At 69.1% G+C, this 16,062-nt stretch carries 11 protein-coding genes; 3 read left to right on the plus strand and 8 right to left on the minus strand.

Annotation, left to right across the window (positions count from 1 at the left end):
* Positions 1 to 36: 36 nt before the first annotated feature.
* The 6 genes from AC5P5R_RS17305 to AC5P5R_RS17330 are packed head-to-tail and all read right to left on the minus strand — an operon-like array spanning position 37 to position 4,136.
* Entirely contained in the window at positions 37 to 1,053 is a 1,017-nt protein-coding gene (locus tag AC5P5R_RS17305) for an MlaA family lipoprotein (protein ID WP_005414957.1), read from the minus strand.
* 1 nt (position 1,054) lies between these two features.
* Positions 1,055 to 1,366: an STAS domain-containing protein gene (locus tag AC5P5R_RS17310; protein ID WP_005414956.1), complete on the minus strand. Its 312-nt coding sequence runs from the start codon at positions 1,364 to 1,366 to the stop codon at positions 1,055 to 1,057.
* Positions 1,356 to 2,018 carry an MlaC/ttg2D family ABC transporter substrate-binding protein gene (locus AC5P5R_RS17315; RefSeq protein ID WP_049417748.1) on the minus strand — a complete coding sequence of 221 codons (663 nt, stop codon included), beginning with the start codon at positions 2,016 to 2,018 and terminating at the stop codon, positions 1,356 to 1,358. Before AC5P5R_RS17315 ends, AC5P5R_RS17310 begins: the two co-directional genes overlap by 11 nt.
* Entirely contained in the window at positions 2,015 to 2,539 is a 525-nt protein-coding gene (gene mlaD, locus AC5P5R_RS17320) for an outer membrane lipid asymmetry maintenance protein MlaD (protein WP_005411706.1), read from the minus strand. Before mlaD ends, AC5P5R_RS17315 begins: the two co-directional genes overlap by 4 nt.
* A 59-nt stretch (positions 2,540 to 2,598) precedes the next feature.
* Positions 2,599 to 3,348, minus strand: a complete 750-nt coding sequence (locus AC5P5R_RS17325; protein WP_005414955.1) for an MlaE family lipid ABC transporter permease subunit — start codon at positions 3,346 to 3,348, stop codon at positions 2,599 to 2,601.
* The gene (locus tag AC5P5R_RS17330; protein WP_005411704.1) at positions 3,348 to 4,136 is read right to left on the minus strand and encodes an ABC transporter ATP-binding protein; all 789 of its coding nucleotides are present in this window, start codon (positions 4,134 to 4,136) and stop codon (positions 3,348 to 3,350) included. The genes AC5P5R_RS17325 and AC5P5R_RS17330 overlap by 1 nt, the downstream gene beginning before the upstream one ends.
* 189 nt (positions 4,137 to 4,325) lie before the next feature.
* Here AC5P5R_RS17330 and recC point away from each other — a divergent pair, with 189 nt between their 5' ends.
* The 3 genes from recC to recD are packed head-to-tail and all read left to right on the plus strand — an operon-like array spanning position 4,326 to position 13,227.
* Positions 4,326 to 7,673, plus strand: a complete 3,348-nt coding sequence (gene recC, locus AC5P5R_RS17335; RefSeq protein ID WP_099474211.1) for an exodeoxyribonuclease V subunit gamma — start codon at positions 4,326 to 4,328, stop codon at positions 7,671 to 7,673.
* Positions 7,670 to 11,350 carry an exodeoxyribonuclease V subunit beta gene (gene recB, locus AC5P5R_RS17340; protein ID WP_100438165.1) on the plus strand — a complete coding sequence of 1,227 codons (3,681 nt, stop codon included), beginning with the start codon at positions 7,670 to 7,672 and terminating at the stop codon, positions 11,348 to 11,350. The genes recC and recB overlap by 4 nt, the downstream gene beginning before the upstream one ends.
* Complete coding sequence (recD, locus tag AC5P5R_RS17345; protein WP_100438166.1) at positions 11,347 to 13,227, plus strand: exodeoxyribonuclease V subunit alpha; 1,881 nt, start codon at positions 11,347 to 11,349, stop codon at positions 13,225 to 13,227. The genes recB and recD overlap by 4 nt, the downstream gene beginning before the upstream one ends.
* 332 nt (positions 13,228 to 13,559) lie before the next feature.
* Here recD and AC5P5R_RS17350 read toward each other — a convergent pair whose 3' ends face one another.
* Both AC5P5R_RS17350 and AC5P5R_RS17355 read right to left on the minus strand, forming a co-directional pair.
* Positions 13,560 to 13,958, minus strand: a complete 399-nt coding sequence (locus AC5P5R_RS17350; RefSeq protein WP_100438167.1) for a hypothetical protein — start codon at positions 13,956 to 13,958, stop codon at positions 13,560 to 13,562.
* Positions 13,959 to 14,019: 61 nt separating this feature from the next.
* The gene (locus AC5P5R_RS17355; RefSeq protein ID WP_099531420.1) at positions 14,020 to 16,059 is read right to left on the minus strand and encodes an FUSC family protein; all 2,040 of its coding nucleotides are present in this window, start codon (positions 16,057 to 16,059) and stop codon (positions 14,020 to 14,022) included.
* Positions 16,060 to 16,062: the final 3 nt, after the last annotated feature.

The following is a 16,062-nucleotide window of genomic DNA, read 5'->3' on the forward strand; positions in this document are numbered from 1 at the left end:
GCCGAGGCGGGGTTTTTCATGCGTCGCTGAAAGGACTCAGTGCGTCCACTGCGGCATCGGCATCGCATCGACCGGGATCGGCGAATTGGCGTCGTCGTGGCCACGCTCGCGCTTGCTGCGCAGATCGTTCTCGATCTGGTAGTTGCGACGCTGCATCCATGCATCGCGCACCAGCGAGTACTCGTCCACGGCAGTGTCACGCAGGTCGTCGATCGCCAGCAGCTGCGCGCGGGTATCGACCAGCTGCAGGCCCTGCAGGCCGATGCGGACCTTGTCCTCTTCGATACGGCGGATCGGCGACAGCGGAATGTCGCCGGCCAGGCCGAACACGTCGCGCACGGTACGCGGGCCGAAGAACGGCAGTTCCACGTAGCGCGAACGACGCCAGCCCCAGGCACCCAGGGTCTGGCCGAAGTCCTCATTGCGGCGCGGCACCATCGCCTTGCTGGCCGGATCGAACAGGCCACCGATGCCCAGCGTGCTGTTCATCAGGAAGCGGCCGAGGCTGTCCCATGCATCGGCACCGCGGCCCTGCAGCAGCTGGTTGGTGATGGTCACCGGCGCGCGCAGGTTGCTGAAGAAGTTGCTGACGCCGGTGCGGGCGAAGCGCGGCACCACGTGGGTATAGGCGGTGGCCAGCGGACGCGCGACGCCGCGGTCGACCGCGTTGTTGAACTTGTGCACCTTGCGGTTGAACGGTTCCCACGGATCGTAGGCCGCTGCGTTGGTGGTGTTGCCGGCACCGCCATAGAGGGCATCGAAGTCGTCATCGCCACCGGGCGCGGTGGCGGCTGAGGTCTTCGCCGCGCTGCCGTCGCCGCTGTCGGTGGGAGCAGCCGGCGACGATGCGGCAGCAGCCGGCGGATTGGCCACCGGCGCGACCGGAGCAGCGTCAGCCGTGCCGGCATCGGTGGCCGCGACGGCGGGCGAGGTGGAAGAACTGGCCGGGACCACGGTGCTGGCTGCCGGTGCATCGCTGCGCGCGGGCTTGCCGGCACAGGCCGTGAGGGCGGTGGCCAGGACGATCAGGGGGAGAGTGCGCACGACGTTCATGTCAGCTCGCAGCAGAAGTAGCGTTGAAATCCAGGTTGGGCGACAGCCGGTAGGCCGCGCTCAGTTCGTTGTAGCCAGCCGGCGCGCCGGTGATCACCAGCGGATGGCCGGCCTTGCGCGCACGTGCCGCCAGCTCGGCCAGCAGGGCCAGGCCGGCGCTGTCCACGCGTTCGACCTCAGCCAGATCCAGCCGTGCCAGCTTTGCCGGCAGGGCCTGCAGCTGCGGCCATAGCGCGATCACCGCAGCGCGGTCGAGCACCCCGCGCAGGCGCAGGGTGTCGCCTTCCAGCAGCGCCAGTGCGTTACTTGCCATTGCCCGCGGGCCCGGCCTGCATGCTGCCGCTGTGCAGCTCGCTGGCCACCTGCTTGATGCCCTTCTGGCGCAGCGGGGTGTCGAACTGGTTGCGGAACGTCTGCACGTAGGAGATGCCTTCGATGTTGACGTCGAAGATCTTCCACTGGCCGTTCACGTTGCGCATCCAGTACTCGACAGGGGTCGGCTCGCTGCCGGCACGCACCAGCTCGGTGCTCACGCGCACGCCGCGGTTGCCCGGCAGCGGGCTTTCACCCTTCAGGCGGAAGCTCGGCTTGCCCTGGATGTTGAGCAGGGTCGAACCGTAGCGCTGCATGAGGCTGTCGGCCATGGCATCGGCGAACAGCTTGATGTCGGCATCCGAGGCACCACGGGCGTGCGGGCCCAGCACCAGGCGCGCGGCATAGTCGCGGTCGAAGGTGCGGTTCAGTTCGCTGTCGATGTAGTTGCGCAGGCTGGCCGGGTTGCTGCCGAATTCGCTCCTGCGCTGCTGCAGGGTGGTGAGGATGCGCGTGCTGGCATCGATCACCACCTTGCCGGCCTGGCCCTGCGCCGCGGCAGCGGCGGGGGCGGCGGCCTGGGCCTGGGCGAGGAACGGAGTAGCCACCAGCAGCGCCGAGGCGAGCAGGGCCGGGATCAGTTTCATCTTCATGGTTGCGGTTCCGTTGCAGGCGCCTGCGCGCCATCGTTGGGCTTCTGAGCAGCGCCGCCACCGGCGCCGCCACTGAACATGTACTTGCCGACCAGCTGGATCAGGTCAACCGCCGGCTGGGTGAAGACAATTTCGTCGCCGGCCTTCAGCACGTCCGGATCACCGCCCGGCTGCAGTCCGATATAGCTCTCGCCGAGCAAACCACTGGTGAAGATGCCGGCCGAGGTGTCCGCCGGCAGGTCCTTGACCTTGCTGTCCATGCGCAGGGTCACGATCGATTCGAACTTCACCGGGTCCAGGTCGATGGAGGCGACCTGGCCGACGGTGACGCCGCCGATCTTCACCGGCGCCTGCTTGCGCAGCTGGCCGACCTGGGAGAAGCGCGCCTTCAGCTCGTAGCCCTGGCTGCCCCAGCTCCAGCGCTGGTTGGTCGAGGCCACCGCCAGCACCATCAGCGAGGCCAGGGCCAGCAGCAGGAAAGCGCCGACGGAGAATTCGAGTCTGGGACCGCGGATGGCCATGTGGATTACCTGATCGAGTCGTGGTGGCCGCGCGCGCCTGCGCACCGCCGGTGGAGGGGTTAGGTGAACAACATTGCCGACAGAACGAAGTTGAACATCAGCACCAGCAGCGAAGCGTTGACCACTGCACGGGTGGTCGCCACCGACGTGCCTTCAATGGTCGGCTCGGCATGGAAACCAACATAGGCGGCGACCAGCGCGGCGGTGCCGCCGAAGATCGCCGACTTCAGCATCGCCACGCCGAAGTCATCCCAGAAATCGACGCTGTTGCGCAGCGCCGACCAGAACACGCCATTGTCCAGGCCCAGCACGTGCACGGCCTCGAAGTAGCTGGCACTGATCGCCAGCGAGCAGAAGATGCCGGTCAGCAGCGGCACGGTCAGCACCGCCGCCCAGAAGCGTGGCGCCACGGCCTTGGCCACCGGGTCGATCGCCATCAGCTCCAGCGCCTTGATCTGGTCGGTGGCGCGCATCAGGCCCAGCTCGGCGGCGATCGAACTGCCGGCGCGGCCGATGAACAGCAGCGCGGTCAGCACCGGCGCCAGTTCGCGGTACAGCGACAGGCCAAGCAGGGTCGACAACGCGTCGGCCGCGCCGAAGGTGGTCAGCGTGCGGTAGCCCTGCAGGGTCAGCACCAGGCCGACGAAGGCGCCACCGACGGCGATGATCGGCAGCGAGCGCGCGCCGATCTTGTAGATCTCGCGGGTCAGTTCGGCCAGGAAATCACGGGTCGGCAGGGAACCGCGCAGCACGGTCAGCGAGAACAGCCCGGCGCGGCCCAGCGAGCGGGTGGCTTGGACGAACGGCATCAGGCAACCCTCGCGCGTGGCGCGGCATCGAACGGAATCGGGCCATCCGGCTGGCCATGCAGGAACTGCCGCAGCAGCGGATCCTGGCTGGACTGCAGTGCCTCGGGCGTCCCTTGGAACACGACGCCGCCATTGGCGATGGCGATCACCTGGTCGCAGATCGGCAGGGTCTCGTGCACGTGGTGGCTGACGATGATGCTGGTCAGGCCCAGGCTGTGGTTGAGGCGCTGGATCAGGCTCATGATCACCCCGGAGGCGATCGGGTCCAGCCCGGTCAGCGGCTCGTCGTAGATCATCAGCGGCGGGTCCAGCGCCAGCGCACGGGCCAGCGCCACACGGCGCGCCATGCCGCCGGACAGCTCGCGCGGCCAGGCGTCGGCGGCGGCCAGCAGGCCCACCGCATGCAGCTTCATCTCCACCAGCCGGCGCAGCACGGCGGCCGGCAGGCGGGTATGCGTACGCAGCGGCAGGGCGACGTTCTCGGCCACGGTGAGGTCGGTCAGCAGACCATTGCCCTGCAGCAGCACGCCCACGCTCTTGCGCATCTCCAGCAGCGCGCTGCTGTCATGCGGGATCGGCTTGCCGAACAGGGTAACGTCGCCGGCCACCGGTCGCAGTTCGCCGGTCAGCGCCGCCAGCAGGGTCGACTTGCCGCTGCCGGAGGGGCCGAGCACGGCGGTGATGCTGCCCTGCGGCACCTGCAGCGACACGTCACGCAGGATCGTGCGTCCGCTCCGGTCGATGCGGACGTTGGACAACTGCACCAGACTGGAGGTGGAAGCCGACATGGGCACCATTAACGTTTTTTAGACATCGAAGGATCGGGCCAGCCGGCTGAACATAAGCAGACTGGACGGTGCAGTATTGTTGCACGGCAGGGCGTGGCGCAGGCCGGGACAATCGGCCGGCAGCCCGGAACAATCCGTACCGTCGATGGGCCGACCATTGAATACTGCCTGCCGTCCTGCACACTGTGCATGATGAGTGACCCAGGCAGCGATTTCCGCCTCTACCATTCCAACTCGCTGGACGTGCTGGCCGCGCTGCTGGCGCGCAACGTGCGTGCGCCGGTGCCAGGCCAGCCGTTGCTGGCGCCGGAAGTGGTGTTGATCCCGCAGGTGGCGATGCGCCGCTGGCTGCAAGCGACACTGGCCGCCGAATTCGGTGTCGCCGCCAACCTCGAATTCCTCACCCCGGGCGAGTTCGTGGCCCGCGCGCTGAAGGCCAACGTCAGCGGCGAGCAGGACGATCTGGACGCGGCCGGCCTGCACTGGAAGCTGTACCAGGCCCTGCGCGACCCGACATTGCTGGCGCAGCCACCGATGCGTGCGCTGCAGTCCTATCTTGCCGGCGGTGACGCGTTGAAACCCTGGGCGCTGGCCGGCGAGCTGGCCTCGGTATTCGAGAAGTACCAGGCGTGGCGCCGTGACTGGCTGCTGCGCTGGGCAGCCGGTGCCGATCCTGCCGACCCGCAGGCGATCCTGTGGCGCACCATCACCCAGGGCCACGACTACCGCGCCCGCCGCATCCAGGAATACCTGGACCGTTTCGAAGGTGCCGGCCAACCGCTGCCGAAGGGCTTGCCACCACGCATGTCTGCGTTCGCAACGCTCAACATCTCGCCCGACGTGCTGCGGGTGATGGCCACCCAGGCGCGGGTGGGCGAGCTGCATTTCTATATGCCTACCCCAGTGCAGTCGTACTGGGGCGACCTGCAGACGCTGGCCGAGCGCCTGCGCAGCGGCGCACCGGACCCCTTCGGCGAAGCGGCCGGCGAGAACCGCCTGCTGGAAGCCTGGGGTGCGGCCGGGCGCGACTTCATGGCGGTGCTGGGTAGTTACGAGGTGGTGCATCCGGCCGGCGAGATCGCCGCCTATTCCGATCCGGAGGAGGACACCCGGCCGACGCTGGACGAAGGTGGCCTGTCCGACAGCCTGCTGCATCGCCTGCAGCGTGACCTGTTCCACCGCCGCGCGCTGCCCTCGGGCGAGCTGCGCGACGGCCTGCGCAGCGACGACCCCAGCCTGCAGGTGCATGCCTGCCATACCCGCCTGCGCGAGCTGCAGGTGCTGCACGACCAGCTGCGCAGCCTGCTGCAGGACCCGCGCTTCGACCCGCCGCTGCAGGCGCGCGAGATCGCGGTGCTGGCACCGGACATCGATCCCTACGTGCCGTACCTGGAAGCGGTGTTCGGCGGTCGCGGCGGCGAGGAGGAACACATTCCGTATGCGCTGGCCGACAGCAGTCCGCTGGCCGGCGAGCCGTTGGCCGATGTGTTCGTGCACCTGCTGGGCCTGCCGGTCTCGCGCTTTGGCTTGAACGAAGTGCTGGACCTGCTGGCCAGCGCGCCGCTGGCCGAGGCGGCCGGGCTGGAGGCGGTGGACTTCGACCGCCTGCATGGCTGGCTGCAACAGGCCGGTGCACGCTGGGGCCTGGATGCGAAACACCGCAACCAGCACCAGGCACCGGCCGACGACGCCTACACCTGGCAGTTCGCGCTGGATCGCCTGGTACTCGGCCACGCCGCCGGCAGCGAGGCCGACCTGGCCGGCGTGGCGCCGTGGATCGAACTGGAAGGCGGTGCGCTGGACGCGCTGGACCGGCTGCTGCGCCTGCTGCGCGTGCTGGCGATCTACCAGCGCCGACTGGGCGAGCTGCTGACCCCGGCGCAGTGGCGGCAACGCCTGCTGTCGCTGCTGGATGCACTGCTGCCCACCGCGCCCAGTTCCCCCAACAGCCAGCGCGCGCTGGAGCGCCTGCGCAAGCTGCTCAACCAGTTCGCCGAAGATGCCGCCAAGGCCGGCTTCGAGGAAGGCGTGCCGCCGGAGGTGGTGCGCGCGCACTTCGCCGGCGCGCTGGGCGAGGCCGATACGCGCGCACCGCTGCTGACCGGTGGCATCAGTTTCGGCCGCATGGTGCCGATGCGCCTGCTGCCGTTCCGGGTAATCTGCGTGCTCGGCCTCAATGATGGCGATTTCCCGCGCCGTGACCCCGCTGCCGGTCTCAACCAGCTCACCGCCGAGCTGGATACGCCGCGCCGCCGTCCGGGCGACCGCTCCACCCGCGAGGATGACCGCTTCCTGTTCCTGCAGCTGTTCGCCGCGGCGCAGGAGGTGTTCTATCTCAGCTATCTCGGCGCCGATCCGCGCGATGGCAGCGTGCGCGAGCCGTCGGTGCTGGTCAGCGAACTGATCGATGCCGCCGCCGCGTATCACCTTGATCCGCCTGCGGCGGTCCGCGACTTCACCGTGCGCCACGCACTGCAGCCGTTCTCACCGGCGGCGTTCGGCGATGGCGATCCGCGTCGCTTCAGCTATCGCCGCCAGTGGCATCCGGCCGCCGGTCGCCTCACCGGCCAGCGCGGTGGCCTGCAGCCGTGGTTCGATGCACCGTTGCCGCCGCCGGCCGACGATGCGGTGGAAAGCGAGGTCGCGCTCGATACCCTGCGCCGCTTCCTGTGCGACCCGGCCGGGCAGTTCCTCGCACAGTCGCTGGGCCTGCGCCTGGCCGACGAGGTCGAGGAGGTGGATGACCTGGAACCGCTGGTGTTGTCCTCGCGCGGGCCGGAAAAGCGCAGCGTGCAGGCGGCGGTAGTGCGCGCCACGCTCAGCGGCGATACCGAGCCGTTGTACCCGCGGCTGCGCGCGCGTGGCCTGCTGCCGTCGGGTCCATTGGGCGAGCGTCAGTTCGAGGTGGAGCAGTTGAAGACACGCCCGTATGCCAGTGCGCTGCTGGGCTGGATGCAGGGCGAACCACTGGAAAGCCGTCGCTACGAAGTGGACATCGATGGCGTGCGCCTGCATGGCCGCGTGGCCGATCGGCATCCGGAAGGGCTGGTGCGCTTGCGTGCCGGCACGCTCAATGGCAATGCAGTGATCCGCCACGGCCTGGACTGGCTGCTGGCGAACGCGGCGGGCGACGCGCTGCCGCTTGTGCAGTTCCATGATGGCGGCGACGCCGGTCCCGGCCCGCATGTACTGCCGGCACTGAGCGTTCCCGCTGCACGTGCGGCGCTGCGTGCGCTGCTGCAGCTGCGCCAGCGTGGCCTGCGCGAGCCGCTGCGCTTTGCCCCGTACACCGGTTGGGTGCTGTACAACGCGCCAGCAGAAAAGCAGCGCAGCGAAGGCTGGAAGCAGTGGCACGGCAGCGACCGCAGCTGGGGTGAATCCAGCAGCGACGCCTGGCAGCTGCTGCTGCGGGGTGCCGACCCGTTCGCTACCGAGGCCAGCTACGCTGACCTGCTGCGCAACAGCCAGGTGGTCTTCAGCGCGGTGCGCGAAGGCCGCGCTCTCGGCACCGAAGCACGCCAGGAGGGCGACGCATGAACACCGCCATCGCCGAAGACGGCCTCGAATCCCTCAGCCGCGATCCCTATCTGGCGCTGTCGCTGGAGGGCATCCGGCTGATCGAAGCCAGCGCCGGCACCGGCAAGACCTTCACCCTGGCCACGTTGTTCACCCGCCTGGTGGTGGAGCAGGGCCTGCGCATCGGCCAGATCCTGGCGGTGACCTTCACCGATGCCGCCACCCAGGAACTGCGCAAGCGCATCCGCGAGCGCCTGGCGCTGGCCGCGCGCCTGGTCGACCTGGAAGCGGCCGACGGTGAAGCACCGGAGGTACGATTGACGCGCGACGTGCTGCAGCGCCATCTGCGGGGCGGCACCGAGAGCGCCGCCGCACTGAAACGCCGCCTGCAGGTGGCCGCAGACGAGATCGACCTGGCGTCCATCTTCACCATTCATGGTTTCTGTACCCGCGTGCTGCGCGAGCATGCGCTGGAAAGCGGCCACACCTTTGATCCGCCGGAACTGCTGGCCAGCGACCGTGAACTGCTGGAGGAGCTCGCGGCCGATCTGTGGCGCGTGCATGCCAACGACCCGGCCACGCTGGAGCCGCTGACCTGGCTGTGGTCCAGCCCCGACGCGCTGGCCGCCGATCTGCGCGCGCTGCTGGGCACACCGCCGCTGCATCCGCTGCCACGGCCGACGGCGCTGGCCGATCCACGCCCGGCATTGCAGAGCGCGGCGGAAGCCCTGTCCGCAAGCGTGCGCGAGCATGGCGAGCAGTTCTTCATCGACCTCTGCGATGCCGTCGACAACAAGTGGCTCAACGGCGTGTCGTACAAGCTGGGCTGGCTGCACGCGCTGGGCCGGCAGCTGCTGGCCTGGGCCGAGCGCGCCGACCCGCGCGAGCTGCTGGCCAGCGATCGCCTGCCGGCACTGCTGCCGGAGGTGCTGGCCGACAAGACCAACAAGAAATTCCCTGATCGCACGCCGTCGTCGCCATTGCAGGCGCCGTTGGCGCGCTATGTCGCGCTGCTGGCCGAACGCGATGCCTGGCTGCGTGGTACCGCGCTGGATTTCCTGCACACGCTTCGCGCCGAAGCCACGCAGCGCCTGCAGGCGCTGAAGCGTACGCGCCGGGTACAGACCTACGACGATCTGATTGATGGCGTAGCGCTCGCCCTGGAAGGCCCGCAGCGGCTGACGCTGGTCAGGCAACTGCGTGCGCAGTACCGCATCGCGCTGGTCGATGAGTTCCAGGACACCGACGATCGCCAGTGGGGCATCTTCCACACCGTGTTCGGCGATTCGCCGGAGGTGCGCGAACTCGGCCTGGCGCCGGCGCTGTTCCTGATCGGCGACCCCAAGCAGGCGATCTACGGTTTCCGCGGTGGCGACATCCACACCTACCTGAAGGCCAAGCAGGTGGCGCAGCAGGCGCCGGTGCTGGACCAGAACTTCCGCTCGCGACCGTCTGTGTTGCGCGCGTTGCAGGCGCTGTACGACAACGGTGGCGAAGACGCCTTCCTCGAACGCGACATCCGGTTCGAGCCGGTGCGGCCCGGTGGCGTGCGCAGCGATGCGGACTACCTGCGCGACGGCCAGGCCGCCAAGGCACTCACCCTGCGCGTGCTGCGCAGTGGCGGTGACAAGGCGATGAGCGCCGATGCCTCGCGCGATGCGGCGACCCAGGCCTGCGTGGCCGCGATTCACCAGATCCTGGTCGATGCGCGCGCGGGAAATGCCGTGTTGCGTGGGCGACCGGTGCAGCCCGGTGATATCGCGGTGCTGGTGCGCTCGCATCGCGAGGCCACCCTGGTACAGCGTGCGCTGGCCGCGGTCGGCATTCCCGCGGTGGCGGCCGGCAAGCAGAGCCTGTTCGCCACTGCTGAAGCCCGCGACCTTCGTGCGCTGCTGCTGGCACTGCTGCAACCGGCCGACGAAGGCCGCCTGCGTGCAGCGCTGGCCACCGTGCTGCTTGGCCAGCGGGCCAGCGCGATCGCGGCAATGGAACGCGAAGGTGACCTGCAACGCGGGTTCCAGGCACAGCTGCTGCATTGGCGCGAGCGCTGGCAGCGCGGCGGACCGTTCGCAGTGATTGCCGATGTCTGTGCCGCACAGGGTGAACGCCTGCTGGCGCTGATCGATGGCGAGCGCCGCCTGACCAATTACCTGCAGCTGGGTGAACTGCTGCAGGAGGCTTCGGCGCAGGCGCTGGGCATGCATGGCCTGCTGGACTGGCTGCAGGGGCAGATGGCCAGTGCCGACCAGGATGACGAGCAGCAGCTCCTGCGCCTGGAGTCGGATGCGCGCCGCGTGCAGATCATCACCCTGCACAAGAGCAAGGGCCTGGAGTATCCGCTGGTGTTCCTGCCCTTCGTCGGCATCGACGGCGGCGCGCCGAACACCGCCCCGCACTGCACCGTGCACTTTGGGGGCCAGCGCCAGCTGCACTGGAAGCTGGACAAGGACGAGGCCTGGGAAGCGGCCAACGCGCAGCGTGAGCGCGAGCAGCGTGCCGAGGATGCGCGCCTGCTCTATGTGGGACTGACCCGCGCCGAGCATGCGCTGTGGATCGCCGTGGGTGATCTGGCCGGGCTCGGCAGGACGCGTCTGGCGCCACTGCTGGGTGACCTGCAGGCGCTGCGCGCGCACGCCGATGTGCATATTGATGACAGCGAGGCACCGGCCGCGCTGCCGCAGCTGGCGGCCGAAGTGGAAGGCGACCTGCCGGCGGTACGTGCACTGACCCGGCGCGTGCCGCATGACTGGTGGGTGTACAGCTTCACCCAGCTGGCGCATGCCGATGCGGGCGCTGGCAGTGATATTGAAGCGGCCGCCACCGAGCTGCCGGCACCGGCCGCCGACGAACCGGCCGGCCCGGAGCTGCCGCTGGAACCGGCGCTGCCGGAACCCGCCGCGGCCGTCGAAGACAGCGTGCCGATCGACCCGCGCTTCATGGGCAGCCGCTTCGGCAATGTGCTGCACGAGGCGATGGAGAACGTCGACTTCGTTGCCTGGGGTGACTGGCAGCCGGGCCGGGAAGCGCCCGAGGGGCAAGCCGAGGTGCTACGCAAGGCGCTGCACGACGAAGGCTATGCCGACGTCGACCTGGACGATGGCGTGGCCGTGCTGGTGCCGCTGGTCGGCCACACGCTCACCGTGCCGCTGCCCGAAGGCGGCGCCCTTTACAGCCTGGGCGAAGGCGAGCGGCGCGCGGAAATCGACTTCCATTTCGCCATCGAGCCGACCACGGTGCCGGCGCTGCTGCAGGTGCTGCATGCCCACGGTGTTTCCAGTGGTCGTCGAGGCTTCGGCCAGCGCCGCCGCCTGGAAGGGCTGATGACCGGCATGATCGACCTGACCTACGTGCGCGACGGGCGCTGGTACGTGCTCGACTACAAATCCAATCGTCTGCCCGGCTACAGCCCGGACCTGCTGGCCATCGCCATGCGCCACAGCGAGTACGACCTGCAGGCGCTGATCTATACCGTGGCCCTGCATCGCTGGCTGCGCTTCCGCCTGGGCGCGGCCTACGACTACGAGCGTGACATGGGCGGCATCCGCTACCTGTTCTGCCGCGGCCTCGATGGCACCGGCAACGGTGTGCATGTGGACCGTTTCCCGCTGGCGCTGGTAGATGCACTGGATGCGTTGTTCGCCGGTGGCGAACAGGCCCAAGCCGAACTGGCCGCACGTGCCCGTGGGGCCAGCGCATGAGCCTGCTGAAGGAACTGCACCAGAAGGGCCTGCTGCGCACCCTCGACCACGCGTTGGCGACCAGCCTGATGCGGCTGCGCGGCGACACGCCGGAGAGCGTGGCGCTGGCGGCGGCGCTGGCCTCGCTGGCGGTGGCGCAGGGCCACGCCGGCTTCGATCCGGCGCAGCCGCAGCGCCTGCTGGAAGGGGTGCCCGAGTGGCCCGCCGCGCAGGAGTGGCTGGCACAACTGCGCGCATCGCCTTGGGTGGCTATACCCGAGCAGGCCGACGCCATCGCCGAGGATGCGCCGCTGGTGCTGGAGAACGGCCTGCTCTACCTGCGCCGCTACCGCGAGTACGAACGGCAGTTGGCCGCCGGGCTGCAGCGCATCGGCCGGCATCCGCTGCCGGCACCGGACATGGCAGCGCTGGCACCCTTGTTCGCGCAGCTGTTCCCGCAGGCATCGGGCAGCGAGGATCACCAGGCCCGTGCCGCCGGCGTGACCCTGCGCCATCCGCTGGCGCTGGTGACTGGCGGCCCCGGCACCGGCAAGACCACCACCATCGCGCGCCTGTTGCTGCTGCTGGCGGCGCAGGCCCGGCATGCCGGCCAGCCGCTGCCCGAAGTGGCGCTGGCCGCGCCTACCGGACGCGCCGCCGAGCGCATGGCCGAGAGCCTGCGTCTGGCCGTGCAGCGCCTGCAGGAGAACGGCGTGGACCCGGCGCTATGCGCGGCATTGCCCAGTACCGGCACCACCCTGCATCGCCTGCTCGGCGTGATCCCGGATTCGCCACGCTTCCGCCACCACGCCGACAACCCGCTGCCGGTGGACGTGGTGGTGGTCGACGAAGCCTCGATGATCGATCTGCCGATGATGGCCAAGCTGGTCGATGCGATCGCCAGCGGCACGCGGCTGATCCTGCTCGGCGATCCCGACCAGCTGCCGTCGGTGGAGGCCGGCGACGTACTCAGTGCGATCCTGCGTGCCAGCGGTGATGGCATCGGCACCCGCGCCGACGACGCGCAGGCGCTGCAGGGTCTGCTGCTTCCGGCCACGCTGCAACCACAGGCCGCACCGCGCGCCTTCGCTGGCCGCCGCGTGCAGTTGCAGCGCGGTTACCGGCAGAGCGATGCGCTGGACCTGGCACCGCTGGCCCATGCCGTGCGCGAGGGCGACAGCGGTACCGCGCTGCAGCTGCTGCGCAGTGGTGAACTGGCCGGCGTGCATTTCCACGAAGGCGAAGCCGATCCACTGCGCGGCCAGCGCGAGCACCTGCTGGGCCATTGGCGTGCGTTGGCCGACGCCGCCGATCCGGTGCTTGCCCTGCAGCAGGCCGGGCGACTGCGCGTGCTGACCGCGCTGCGCGAAGGCCCGCAGGGTGCGCGCGGGCTCAACAGCCGCATCGAACAGCTGCTGGCCGGCAACACCCCGGGCTACTTCCAGGGTCGCCTGCTGCTGGTGACGGAGAACAGCTACCGGCACCGCCTGTTCAACGGCGATATCGGCATCTGCCTGCGCGATGGCAGCGGCGCGATGGTGGCCTGGTTCCCCGGCGACAGCGTCGAGCAGCCGCGCGCCTTCCACCCGGCCGCACTGCCCGCGCACGAAAGCGCCTTTGCGATGACCGTGCACAAGGCACAGGGCTCGGAGTTCGATGAAGTGTGGTTGCAGCTGCCACGCCAGGACAGCCGCGTGCTGTCGCGCGAACTGGTCTACACCGGCCTGACCCGCGCCCGCCAGGTGCTGCATGTGGCGGGCAGCGCAGAGGTGCTGCAGGCCGCGTTGAAACGCCACGCCAGCCGATTGGGTGGCCTGGCCTGGCGGCTGGGTGCGGAAGACGTGATCGAATTACCGACGCGCAGTGAACAGCCTACGGTGCAGGGCACGTTGTTTTGACGCGGGCGCGATGCGCTTCCTGTAGAGCCGAGCGATGCTCGGCTGATGGGCTACGGAGTCGAGCGTGGCTCGACTCTACAGAAGCGTACTTCGATCATTTCCACGCTCATCCACGCATGGCGTGGATCTACCGGCCACCGGAAAACTGTCGAAGGCGGGGTGGGTCCGGTTGCGGGGGCGTGAGCCGCATGGATGCGGCGACCGAGCTTACAAGGATGTACTTGCAGCGTCCCCCGCAACCGGACCCACCCCGCCAACCCACGGATAGCACGCATTTGACGTTGCCGTTGCCGTCGATTCGGCAGGTGCAGGGCGCAGCCCTGCCGCCCCCGTCATTCCGCGATCAACACCAGCCCATCCGGGAACATGATCGCCGCTTCATCGGCACTCACATCGAAGAAACCCACGCCGTGCTTCTCGGCCAGATCCTGCACGCGCCCGTGCGCGCGCTCGGCCACCGAGTACGCGAAGGCGCCATAGATCACCTGCCGGCCGATGCTGTACTCGGTCACTTCGGCACGATCGTCATCGTCGTTGCTCAATGGGCCGTCCATCGGCGGGAATTCCTGCGCCATCTCCGCGAACCACGCTCGCAGCGCGGGGCTGCTGACTACCGGGTCGTCGTACTCGTGGCGTTCGTTCCACTGCGTCTGCTTTTCGAACCAGGCGATGAATGCCGTTGCCTCACGTGGGGCGGCACTGGCCTCGAACACCATCATGTCGTAACTCATTGAACCATCCTGCTGCCGTGGCGAAAGGCTGCCGGGCATTGCCCGGCGCCACCGATCATTATCAGGCTGATGCAGCGTCGGCGTCCGCCCACCCCGGCGCCAGCGCCTTCGCCTCCGGGAACAGCGCGAAGCGCAGGCCGATCAGGCCCATCAGGGCTTCATCGCGGGCCTTGCAGGCGGCCACGCTACCGACCCGGCCCAGCGAAGTATCCAGCCGCTCGCGCAACGCGTCGGCCGCCACAATCGGCTTGCGCGCGGCGATCTGCCGCCGGTAGTGCACGGCGACCTCTTCCAGAATGTGCTCGACCGCCTCGCGACTGCGCTCGGGCAGTTCCAGCCGGGCGCGGCGCAGCTGCAGGATGTTCAGGCCGATGCGTGCTTCATTGAGCATGTCCACCGAGGCGATGTCGCTGCCCTCCGGCGTTGCCGCCAGGCGCGGCGCGAGCAGGCCGAGCAGGTCAAGCATGCGCGCGGCGAAGCGCTGGCGGTCCTGCTGGCCACGACCTTCGGCGGCTTCGGCCAGCGTGGTCCAGCCCTGCCGCACCAGCCGGCGCGCGGTCCACTCGGCGCCCACCGAACGGAACAGGCGGGTCATCACCACTGCAAAGCCAATGCCGATGAACATCGCGATGGACGAGTTGAGGAAGGTCTGGATGTTGGCGCTGTAGGTGTTCTGCAGGCTCAGCAGCGCGGCCAGGTTGACCGTCAGCGGCAGCGCGAACAGCGCGCTCTTGGGGTGGTGCAGCATCAGCCCCAGCGGCAGGAACGCCACCGCCAGCACCAGCGCCAGCAGGCCGAAGTCGTGCACGGCCGGGAACACGCCGAACAGGTACACGCCGGCCACCACCGAGGCGACCATCGCCCACACCAGGAACGACACCATGCTCGGTGCCGGATCGTCCTGCGCGGCGAAAAATGCGGCGGTCACCGCGGCCATCATCGCGCCGTTGCCGCCGCCTTCCCACCCCAGCGCGATCCACAGCACGCAGTAGCTCATCAGCGCCACGCCGGCACTGAGCGCTGAGAACAGCGCCATGCCGTAGTCGACGTGCTTGTCGGCGGCTACGCGCTCAGTGCGGATGCGGTAGTGCGCACGGTCCAGCGGCGCGGTGCCCTGGTCGATCGCGTGCTGCAGGGTGCGGCAGTCCTGCCACAGGTCCACCAGTTCCTCCAGGCGCAGCAGCAGGCTGGCCAGCTGCAGGTGCTGCAGGTCGCGGTCCACCTGCGGCTTCAACGCACTGATGCGCGCGCGCAGGCGCGCGTATTCGCTGGCGTTGGTCGGGCCATCCAGCCAGTCGTGGATGTCATCGACCAGTGCCGGCAGGCCATCCGGCAGGGCCTGGCCATCGCTGCGCAGTGCGCTCAAGCGATCGGCAATCGAGGACAGCACCGGCAACAGCAGCAGCATGCGCTCGCGCAGCCGCTCCATCGACACGGCCGAACCGGCATGGCGCGGGTCGTCGCGGCGCAGGAACTCGATCAGCGCCTCGAACTGCACCAGGTCGGCGGCGAGCCGGTTGCGCGGCGCGTGCGCGCGGCCGCGTTCGAGGATCTGCCGGCACCACTGCGCCGCGTCCTCCATCCAGTTGCCGATGCGGGCGCGCAGCATCGGGCGTACCGAGGCCGGGAACAGCAGCGAAGCAAACAGCACTGCCACCACGGTGCCGAGGATGATCTCCTCGCTGCGCGCCACCACGGTGTCGAAGATGGTCTCCGGCGAGGTCACGGCCGGGAAGCCGATGAAGGCGGTGGTGTAGCCGGCCAGCAGGAACGCGTAACCGCGCGGGCCGCGGTTGAGCAGGGCCATGAACAGGCACCCGGCCAGCCAGATCGACATCGCCGCGCTCAGCACCAGCGGCGTTTCCACCAGCGCCGGCAGCACCAGCAGGGTGGCCAGGCCGGCCACCAGGGTGCCAACGATGCGGTACACGCCCTTGGCGCGGGTTGGGCCCAGCAGCGGCTGGCTGACGATGTACACCGTGCCCATCGCCCAGTACGGGCGCGACAGGTTGCCGGCCATGGCGATGTACAGCGCGGCCACCGCGGCCAAGTAGGTCTTGATCGAGAACAGCCAGGCCTGGCGATCGGTCAGCGCGTTCATGGC

The organism is Stenotrophomonas sp. YJH_SMC_19, assembly GCF_059367915.1.

Excerpts from the sequence above, each read along its gene's own strand:
- AC5P5R_RS17305 (WP_005414957.1), bottom strand. The coding sequence starts at position 1,053 with ATGAACGTCGTGCGCACTCTCCCCCTGATCGTCCTGGCCACCGCCCTC.
- AC5P5R_RS17310 (WP_005414956.1), bottom strand. The coding sequence starts at position 1,366 with ATGGCAAGTAACGCACTGGCGCTGCTGGAAGGCGACACCCTGCGCCTG.
- AC5P5R_RS17315 (WP_049417748.1), bottom strand. The coding sequence starts at position 2,018 with ATGAAGATGAAACTGATCCCGGCCCTGCTCGCCTCGGCGCTGCTGGTG.
- mlaD (WP_005411706.1), bottom strand. The coding sequence starts at position 2,539 with ATGGCCATCCGCGGTCCCAGACTCGAATTCTCCGTCGGCGCTTTCCTG.
- AC5P5R_RS17325 (WP_005414955.1), bottom strand. The coding sequence starts at position 3,348 with ATGCCGTTCGTCCAAGCCACCCGCTCGCTGGGCCGCGCCGGGCTGTTC.
- AC5P5R_RS17330 (WP_005411704.1), bottom strand. The coding sequence starts at position 4,136 with ATGTCGGCTTCCACCTCCAGTCTGGTGCAGTTGTCCAACGTCCGCATC.
- recC (WP_099474211.1), top strand. The coding sequence starts at position 4,326 with ATGATGAGTGACCCAGGCAGCGATTTCCGCCTCTACCATTCCAACTCG.
- recB (WP_100438165.1), top strand. The coding sequence starts at position 7,670 with ATGAACACCGCCATCGCCGAAGACGGCCTCGAATCCCTCAGCCGCGAT.
- recD (WP_100438166.1), top strand. The coding sequence starts at position 11,347 with ATGAGCCTGCTGAAGGAACTGCACCAGAAGGGCCTGCTGCGCACCCTC.
- AC5P5R_RS17350 (WP_100438167.1), bottom strand. The coding sequence starts at position 13,958 with ATGAGTTACGACATGATGGTGTTCGAGGCCAGTGCCGCCCCACGTGAG.
- AC5P5R_RS17355 (WP_099531420.1), bottom strand. The coding sequence starts at position 16,059 with ATGAACGCGCTGACCGATCGCCAGGCCTGGCTGTTCTCGATCAAGACC.